The sequence below is a fragment of the Brachyspira hampsonii 30446 genome (assembly GCF_000316195.1).
Lineage (GTDB): Bacteria > Spirochaetota > Brachyspiria > Brachyspirales > Brachyspiraceae > Brachyspira > Brachyspira hampsonii_C.
Genome location: NZ_JH994110.1, coordinates 385,272 through 392,172, shown reverse-complemented (window position 1 = coordinate 392,172; position 6,901 = coordinate 385,272). Strand labels below are relative to the sequence as shown.

The following is a 6,901-nucleotide window of genomic DNA, read 5'->3' as shown; positions in this document are numbered from 1 at the left end:
GAATATAAAAATATCCAAGCCTTTATATATATTTAGAAGATACAAAATGATAAAAGTTATGCCATTATTAATTGTCCGTTATTTCTTATGCATATTTCCAAAGAATTAGTCAATCTTATTTTGTAGAATTCCATTCTTTTGCTCACTTCAAAAATATAAGCATTATTATATTTTTTCATTATGCTTTTTATTTTGCTTGCTATATTTTTTGGAAGTATATTTTCAGATAATTTATCATCGCTGCTTATATAATTCCAAGCTCCGTTTTTGTCGAAATTTATATAAATTCCATTGCTTAATTTTATTTCATATTGTTCTTTTCTTATGTCAATATAAACTATTTTAGCTTTGCTGTAATTAGAAGCGATAAATCTTATAATATTTTCAGGTAATTTGCTAGGTGTAATTTTAATAAAAAGGTTTAAGCTGTTAGTCATATGTATCTCCTTATGTTTAGCATTGTAAAATCTCTTTACATTTATAATTATAGCAGAATGTAAAAATTAAGCAATATTTATTTACAAATAATTTACAAAACATATAGATATTTATTAATTATCAATACATATAATACATAAATAAGCTGTATATAAACAAGTTAATGTAAAATATATTTACAAATATCAAAAAATTAGCTATAAATATAGGATTTCACTATGAAAATTAGAAATAAATTGGAAATTTTTATTAAAAATCTGTAATTTCTTATAAATAAAATAGAATAAAAAATTTTACTTACATACCCCACCCTTTATCTTTTTTAGCTTGTTTAGAAAATTATATTTAAATTTCCTTAAATGCTTAATTATAATTTATAAGCCCCCGCCCAAGTGCTATTTAAATTTGTTGTCCGCTAAACGCACGGTTGATATGATTTTATATGTTATTAAATTATGATTATTAATTTACTTATATTTTAAGTTCTGCTCTGCGTGCGTTTGAATAAGTTTTAAATCTAAGTATAATATTAGGGTTAGAATTAAAAAAGTCAAATTTTAGATGATTTAGTTTAAAAATGTATAAATCAATCATAATTTTTATTATGAATAATAAAAAAATCTAAATAAATTCCGCTTGCAATGTTATATATATTATAGTATCATATATATTATAATATAATTATGTTAATATGGTGATAAATGTTTAAGAAAAACAAACTAGAAAATAACAATAACGGTGTTAAAAAGAAAAAATCCAAATTAAAAAAATTTATACTAACTATTTTTATTATATGTTTATTTATATTTGTTGCAGTAGGCATAGTTGGAATATACTTTGTAGGCGGCGTATATAAAGATTGGGTGTCCAGAAGAGATCAAAGTATGGCTATGCTTGAAGAATACTATGATATAATAGTTATAAGAGGTAATGAAAAAAGAATAAGATATTTTAATCCTTTAAATCCTTTTGGAGATTCTCCTCCTACAAAAATATATGATAGAAATAATATATTGATAGGCGAATATATGCCTCCTGCTTATGAGGTTGTTAATGTAGATGATATTAACCCTCTTTTAGAGCAGACTCTTCTTTTAATGGAAGATCAGAAATTCTATTCTCATAAAGGTATTAACTATTTCAGAACAGCTTATTTAGGTATACAAACTATTTTAACAAGAAGAATAGTGGGCGGAGGATCTACCCTTACTCAGCAGCTAGCCAAACTGCTATTTACAAAAAGCGAAAGAACTATAGAGCGTAAACTATTTGAAATGTTTGCCGCAAGAGAGATAGAACAAAAATACACAAAAAAAGAAATTTTGGCAATGTATTTTAATACTGTTTATTTAGGAGACGGAAATTACGGATTTGAAGCAGCAGCCAATCATTATTTCAATAAACCTCTAAGACAATGCCGATTATTAGAATACGCCATATTAGTTGGTATGCTTCCTAACCCTACATACTATTCTATAGTTAATAATCCTGATAACAGCAGAAAAAAAGTAGAGCAGATATTATCAAGACTTGTGAAAAATAATATTATAGATAAACAGACTATGGAATCTGAACTTGCTTTATTTGATAAAGAATACACTAATATAAACAAGCAGGTTAAAGGTGCCCAATGGAAGATGACAGTAAATAGAACTCCCTATGTAAATGAATATGTAAGACAGGAATTATTAAATTATTTTAATAAAGATGAGCTTGCATTATCCGGTCTTAAGATATATACAACAGTAAATGAAAGATATTATAGAGTTGCTGATTCCGTAATGAAAGAAAATATAAGAAACTTACAGTCTAGTTCGTCAAATAGAAGCTATCAGGGAGCTCTGGTATCAATAGATCCAAAAACAGGCGGCATACTTGTTATGATAGGCGGAGACGGATACACATTACAAAATCAATTCAACAGAGCAGTACAGGCAAAAAGACAAATAGGCAGTGTAATAAAACCTTTTATATATTTATATGCATTTGAGGGAGGAGCACAGCCTTTTTCTACTATGCTTGATACGAATTATACCTATCCTCAAGGTACCGGAAAACCGGCATACTCACCTAGAAACTTTGATAGAAGGTATAGAGGCGAAATGACTTTAGAAACAGCCTTATCAAAATCAATTAATACAATAGCGGTTAAATTATTAAATGATATAGGACTTTCTTATTTTATAGAACATTCAAGAGAGTTTTTTGGAGAAAATGCTTATATACCTAATGCTTTGTCTATAGGTTTGGGAACTATGGAAATGAGTCCTCTTAATTTGGCATCTGCTTATAGTGCATTGGCTAATGGCGGTATTAAATATGAGCCTTATATTGTAGATAAAATAATTGATATAGATGGTAATGAACTTAGTGTTACAGCTTTAGTTGATAGAACACCTCATAAAATAAGTGCAACTTCACCATCATCTTATTATTTTTTAAATACTACTTTACAGAAAGTGATAGCACCGGGAGGAACAGCATATAGAAGTGCTAATACTTACGGATTTAAATATCCTTCTTATTCTGCTAAAACAGGAACAACAAGCGAGCATAGAGATAATTGGTTTGCGGCATATAATGATGAAATAGTTACTATCACTTGGATAGGAAGCGATAGAAATGACTTGCTTCCAAACAGAGTTACAGGCGGAGCTATTACTGCTTTAGCAACTTTTCAATATCTTGATGCAATTACTCCTCAATCTAAAAGAGAATTTAATTGGCCTATACCTGATGATGTATTAGTAGTAGAAATTTGTCAGGATTCAGGTCTTCCTAGAAATCATACATGCGTAAATGTGGCACCTCTAACAGTCGGAGGAAATGTTGATTTGTCTACTCAATGTCCTATAGATCATATTAGAACAGGTACAGTTAGAAATGAGAATACCAATGATACTATGATAGAAGATGATGGAGATTTCTATTATACCCCTTTAGATGAAAATACTAATAGCTATGATAGTAATCAAAATAATAATAATAATACTCAAAACAACAATCAAAATAATAATATATACATGCTTCCTGAAGATAATATAGAAGATCCTAGTTTAGGTAATATAAGAAGTTAAAATAATAAAGGTAGTTTTTTAAAGCTCAATTTGAATGTTTATAATTAAATTTTAATACAAATTTAATTATAATTAACTATTAAAAGCAGATAGATTTTTTAATCCATCTGCTTTTTATATTTTTTATAACCAATTAATTAAATATTAATTATCCTAAATGTTTCTGTATTATAGGCATAAGTATTTTAATTAAAAGAAGTGCTGATAATATCCAAGTTAATAATGATATATCTTTATTTTTACCAGAAACGAATTTTAATATAGTAAATGATAATACTCCGAAAGTTATACCTTCAGCTATACTATAAGCGAAAGGCATAAATATTATACAGATAAAAGCAGGAATCGCTTCAGTATAATCATTGAAATTAATTTCCAATATAGGAGTCATCATAAATAATCCGACTATAATTAAAGCAGGAGCAGTAGCAGCAGAAGGTATAGCTAAAAATATATGCGATAAAAATAATGAAACAGTAAATAATATAGCAACAACAAGCGAAGTTAATCCTGTTTTACCGCCTTCAGCAACACCTGAAGCACTTTCTACATAAGTAGTAACAGTGGAAGTACCTAAACATGCTCCTACAACTGTTCCTACAGCATCAGCAAATAAAGCCTGCTTACATCTAGGAACTTCTCCGTTTTTTGTAAGCATATCTGCTTTAGTACATACCCCTACCAATGTACCTACTGTATCAAACATATCAACAAAAAGAAAAGTAAACAGAACTATAAACATATTAGGAGTTAATATATTACTGAAATCTAATTTAAAAGCTATTGGTTCTAATGAAGGAGGAATAAAACTTGCATCTGGAGAGAGTTTTGTAAGTCCCATAGGAATACCAATTATTGCGGTAATAAATATTCCTAAAAGAATCGCTCCTTTCACATTATATGCTAATAAAACTGCTGTTATAATAAGTCCTATAATAGCAAGCAATGCACTTCCTGAAGTGATATTTCCAAGTCCAAGCAAAGTAGCATCATTATTTACTATAACTTTAGAGTTTTGAAGACCTATAAAAGCAATAAACAATCCTATTCCAACAGAAATAGCTCTTTTCATATTAACAGGTATACTATTAACTATAGCCTCTCTTACATTAAAAATAGTAAGAACTACAAAAATAATACCTTCTATAAATACAGCAGTTAAAGCAGTTTCCCAGCTATAACCCATACCCAATACCACAGTATAAGCAAAGAAAGCGTTAAGTCCCATTCCTGGTGCTAAAGCAAAAGGAAGATTTGCTAATAAAGACATTATCAAAGTTGCTATTATTGAAGATACTACTGTAGCTGTAAATACCGCTCCCTTATCCATACCAGTAGCACTAAGAACTCCAGGGTTTACTGCTAGTATGTAAGCCATTGTCATAAAAGTAGTAAAACCAGCTATTATCTCTGTTCTTACATTGGTACCATACTCTTTAAGCTTGAAAAATTTTTCCATAAAATAGATTCCTTATAACAGTTTTTTATCCATAACTATTTATAATTATGAAAGCTATACTATATATGAGATTATAATTTTTGCAATATTTTTTTATTTATAAAAACAGCTTGGGCAGGAATGCTTTTCTTAATCAAACAATAAAAAATATTTTAAACAAACTTTTCAAAAAAATGATAAATTGCTGGAAGTAAAAATAATTTTTTAAAATAGATTTAAAAGTTATTTTTATTTTATACTTATTTTTTATCTAAATTGTATTTTTTGCAAATGTCTTTCACTAATTGATTCTTACAGCAAAGTTATAAGATGATAACTATACATCTACCCGCCCTATATATTCAGAATTTTAATATAAAATATCAATTTTTATTTTTCTTGATGCTGAATTAGAATTTATTAGCTGCCCACCCAAGCGGATATTTAAATTTATGGTATATACAACGCACGGTAAAATAAACTTAGATATTAAGTAAATTTATGATTATAATTTTTACTATATTAGAAACTTAGCTCACCGTGCGGTAAAAATATCTGATTAATTCTTATCAGTTATTTTCGCCATACCAATCCACATTGCGAGTGAAATACATAGCAAGAGCAATAACAGCAAATAATCCTAAAGTTCCCATAAGAAGAGCATAATCTGTAAGCTGAAGTATACCAAATAGGAATATATAAATTAATATATTTACCAAAGCCATTGAAAAAGCATATTTATTAGATTTTATAATATATCCTATATAAATAGAAGTTAATGCCGTTACCATTAAAGCACTTAAAAAATAGCTTAGATTGAATATTAAATGCTCTGATATAGCTAAAAGCAGTAAGTAGAATATTACATTAGCTATACCTATTAATATGTATTGAACAGGGTGTAAGCGTTTCTTTGAAAGCACTTCGCATAAAAATAATACAAAAAATGGAATGAATATAAATAATATTGCATACTTCACACTTCTTGAAGTTTTCTGATAATTGTCATTGAGAAGAAGAAAAGATATTAAAATATTATTAGAATTTTCATCGCCGGCTCTCAAATATTCATTATCATTTACTCTATTTGAATTTTCATCACTAGTCCAATACTTTGTAAATGCTGTATTAAAACTTGCTATATTCCACTCGGCACTAAATCCGTCATTATTCACTTCTCTTTTTGTAGGAAGAAACCCTCCTGTAAAACTAGGATCTTTCCACTTTGAAGATATTTTAAAAGTATTTTCAGAAGCTAAAGGTGTTATTATAAGAGAGTTTCCTCCCTGAATATCCATATTTATATTAAAATCAAAACCATTTAATATATTATCTCTTGAAATAGTATATAAAAACTTATTACTAAACATATTTAAAGATATATTGATGTTTTTCTCATAATATTGAAGCTCTTCATTTTGATTAACTAATACATTAGGAAGTTTCATAAGATTTTTTTTGTTTCCTATACCTAATATAAGCATAGCCTCATCATAAAGTATAGTATTATTATTTTCATCTAAATTAAATATTTCAGCATTATATTTATCGAATCTTCCTGTAATATTCAATTTAGAATTAAAAATAGGAGCTTTAAATATTCCTCTGCTTAAACTAGAAACTTCAACATTTCCCTCAACATTATATTCATTAGGCATATAAAAAATATATTTTCTGATATAGCTTATTTCTTTGGTTTCGCTATCAATAAATCTGTTTAAATATGGTATTGCAATGACAACTCCCTGTATATTTGCACTATTTCCAACAGGCTCTATTATAGAAGATACTGCTTCATTCTGATATCGTACTCTATCTCTTACAACACCATTTATAAAACTCATAGGAATTAAGAGCAAAAGCCCTAATATCACTATTATTAGTATTTTAAAACCTAAAGTCTTTGTTATTTTGTTAAAATTTTTTATCATTATAAATTTTATTATAC

4 protein-coding genes are annotated in these 6,901 nt (G+C 27.6%); 1 reads left to right on the top strand and 3 read right to left on the bottom strand.

Annotated elements, in window-relative coordinates:
* Nucleotides 1–56: 56 nt before the first annotated feature.
* Complete coding sequence (locus A966_RS01830; protein WP_008721907.1) at nucleotides 57–437, bottom strand: PepSY-like domain-containing protein; 381 nt, start codon at nucleotides 435–437, stop codon at nucleotides 57–59.
* Between the two features lie 702 nt (nucleotides 438–1,139).
* Here A966_RS01830 and A966_RS01825 point away from each other — a divergent pair.
* The gene (locus A966_RS01825) at nucleotides 1,140–3,515 is read left to right on the top strand and encodes a transglycosylase domain-containing protein (RefSeq protein WP_008721906.1); all 2,376 of its coding nucleotides are present in this window, start codon (nucleotides 1,140–1,142) and stop codon (nucleotides 3,513–3,515) included.
* Between the two features lie 148 nt (nucleotides 3,516–3,663).
* Here the strand turns inward: A966_RS01825 and A966_RS01820 are convergent, their stop codons facing one another.
* Complete coding sequence (locus A966_RS01820) at nucleotides 3,664–4,974, bottom strand: NCS2 family permease (RefSeq protein ID WP_008721904.1); 1,311 nt, start codon at nucleotides 4,972–4,974, stop codon at nucleotides 3,664–3,666.
* Between the two features lie 548 nt (nucleotides 4,975–5,522).
* Nucleotides 5,523–6,884 carry a cell envelope integrity protein CreD gene (gene creD, locus A966_RS01815; RefSeq protein ID WP_008721902.1) on the bottom strand — a complete coding sequence of 454 codons (1,362 nt, stop codon included), beginning with the start codon at nucleotides 6,882–6,884 and terminating at the stop codon, nucleotides 5,523–5,525.
* Nucleotides 6,885–6,901 lie beyond the last annotated feature (17 nt).

Coding starts and splice junctions, on each gene's coding strand:
- A966_RS01830 (WP_008721907.1), bottom strand. CDS start 437: ATGACTAACAGCTTAAACCTTTTTATTAAAATTACACCTAGCAAATTA.
- A966_RS01825 (WP_008721906.1), top strand. CDS start 1,140: ATGTTTAAGAAAAACAAACTAGAAAATAACAATAACGGTGTTAAAAAG.
- creD (WP_008721902.1), bottom strand. CDS start 6,884: ATGATAAAAAATTTTAACAAAATAACAAAGACTTTAGGTTTTAAAATA.
- A966_RS01820 (WP_008721904.1), bottom strand. CDS start 4,974: ATGGAAAAATTTTTCAAGCTTAAAGAGTATGGTACCAATGTAAGAACA.